The sequence below is a fragment of the Shewanella sp. 10N.286.52.B9 genome, assembly GCF_002873635.1.
Classification (GTDB): Bacteria; Pseudomonadota; Gammaproteobacteria; order Enterobacterales; family Shewanellaceae; genus Shewanella.
On the sequence record NZ_MCTY01000034.1, the window covers coordinates 1 to 2017 of the forward strand.

2 protein-coding genes are annotated in these 2017 nt (G+C 40.6%); both read left to right on the top strand.

Features of this window, described 5'->3' with window-relative positions:
• Nucleotides 1–1163: tyrosine-type recombinase/integrase (locus BCU91_RS02950; protein WP_102530872.1), on the top strand; the 1163-nt coding region annotated here is incomplete at its 5' end.
• Nucleotides 1164–1330: 167 nt separating this feature from the next.
• Entirely contained in the window at nucleotides 1331–1498 is a 168-nt protein-coding gene (locus BCU91_RS20345; RefSeq protein WP_164717954.1) for a hypothetical protein, read from the top strand.
• The last annotated feature ends 519 nt before the right edge of the window (nucleotides 1499–2017 follow it).

The window sequence follows — 2017 nt, forward strand, 5'->3', positions numbered from 1 at the left end:
TGAAAAAAATCATCAATAACTTCGACCATCAAACCTGTATTAATGACTTTATTCGTTATGTTGATGAAGTGATTAACAGTCTTCGCAGTGAATTTGAGAAAAACAAGTTGGCCATCAGTACAAAGCCAGCAAGTTATAGCATCCCCATTAGAGACACTAAGCTGTCACAACACCGTGAAAGCACGGCTGTCGCCCAAGCAATGCCCGTGGTTACGTTACACGATGCACTTGCTGATTTTGTAGCTTCAAAAGAGAAGTCAGGTATTAGACCACTCTCTATTAAACAACTTGAACAGCGAACCTTTCACTTCATTAAGTTACTGCCAATAATCGGTAACCGGTCACCAAAAAGCACTCAAGCTATTTGCACTAACGATATTACCTCGGCTGATGCGATGAAGTACCGTGATGAACTGCTTACGCAGGGCAGAAGCTATAAAAGCAATAAAGAATACTTAGCGGCCGTATTTCAGTTTTTTAAGTGGTGTAAGTTAATGAACTACTGCAGCCACAATCCTTTTGAAAATGTGACAGTAGGGCAAAAGCCCAAAGTTAAAGCCAACCAAGAAAGAGACCGTTGGGATACGAGTGATTTAAAAAGGCTAATACATTCAGCCGAATTTAAAGATTCAACAGCTGACTTTAAGTGGGTCACCCGATTGATGCTTTATGGCGGTCTAAGGCCATCAGAGGCGTGTCAGTTAACGCCCCGTGATATCGTCGTAATCGAAGGTATTCATTGCATTAACGTTGATGACAGCGGCAAAGGGCAACGTATTAAGAATGCCAATGCAAGGCGCAGTATTCCAATCCACCAAACCTTGATAGAGCAGGGCTTTATTGAATTTGTAGATAAGCGTAAAAAACATCCCCAGTTGTTTAATTACAAACCAGTGGGATTAGTGGAAGATTGGTCAAAAACCTATTGTAAGCACCTATCGATATTACAAACCTGCATTGGCATGAAAGCGAGTCAACGACCAACGGCTTATAGTCTACGACACACTTTTATCGATGAGTTTAAGCGTTTGGATATCAGCGAGCATATTGTGGCGCAGATAGTCGGCCACGCAAACCCAAACATCACCTACGGCCGCTATGGGAAGGATATTCAGGCTAGGGCATTACTCAAATACATTGAGCGACTTGAATATAATATTTGATGATCGGTGTGTTTATTCGAAAGTGGTAGAGGAGTGTGTAGCTCATTTATGCCCCTTTTCGTTTTACATGATCTATCCGCGACCCACTTACAATGTGTCAGTTGACCAAATTTTATTAATGAGCCAAGGTATCTAAAGGACTAAGGAATTACCAGAGAGGGAATGCAATGAAAGTCGAAATCGAAAGAACCGAAGATGGAGAGGCTTTTTTCAGATTACCTGATGAATATCTTGCAGACCTAAAATGGCAAGATGGTGATGTCATTGAGTGGATTGATAATAAAGATGGTACCTGGACCTTACGAAAGTCCTCGGTAGCAAGTCCTGCGGATTAGTCATGCTGGTCAATGGGTTTTATTCATAATTATTTAGAAAATGGATGCAGCATCAGACTTATGTACATCATTGATAATTGATCATGAAGTACTGGCGATAGAGATAGATTATTGGAAAATGGGCGGGAAACATGATATCGAGCTCAGGTTTATCCAATCAGCAACCCACAACAAATGCCTATGTGGAAAGCTACACACTACTGTACGGCATGAATAGCTGTGGTTTTATAACAATGAACGACCTAACACATATGAGCCTTCCGCCAGTCAATAGGCGAACCTAACTTATTTGACTGCTTTTGCAGTCAAATAAAAATCAATCAACAAATTCATCTACTTCGTCTGTCATTTAGCTGTAGTGGTATGGTGAATTTTGCCACTATTTTAGAGCATACCTAGCTTATTTATGCCCCGATATGTGTTTGAAATGGATATCTCTCGAGGTTTAGTCATTTGTATTTACCCTCAATAATCTAATATCACCTTCAATAGAGTGGCCAAATTCGCTATACCACTACA

Excerpts from the sequence above, each read along its gene's own strand:
- BCU91_RS20345 (WP_164717954.1), top strand. The coding sequence starts at position 1,331 with ATGAAAGTCGAAATCGAAAGAACCGAAGATGGAGAGGCTTTTTTCAGA.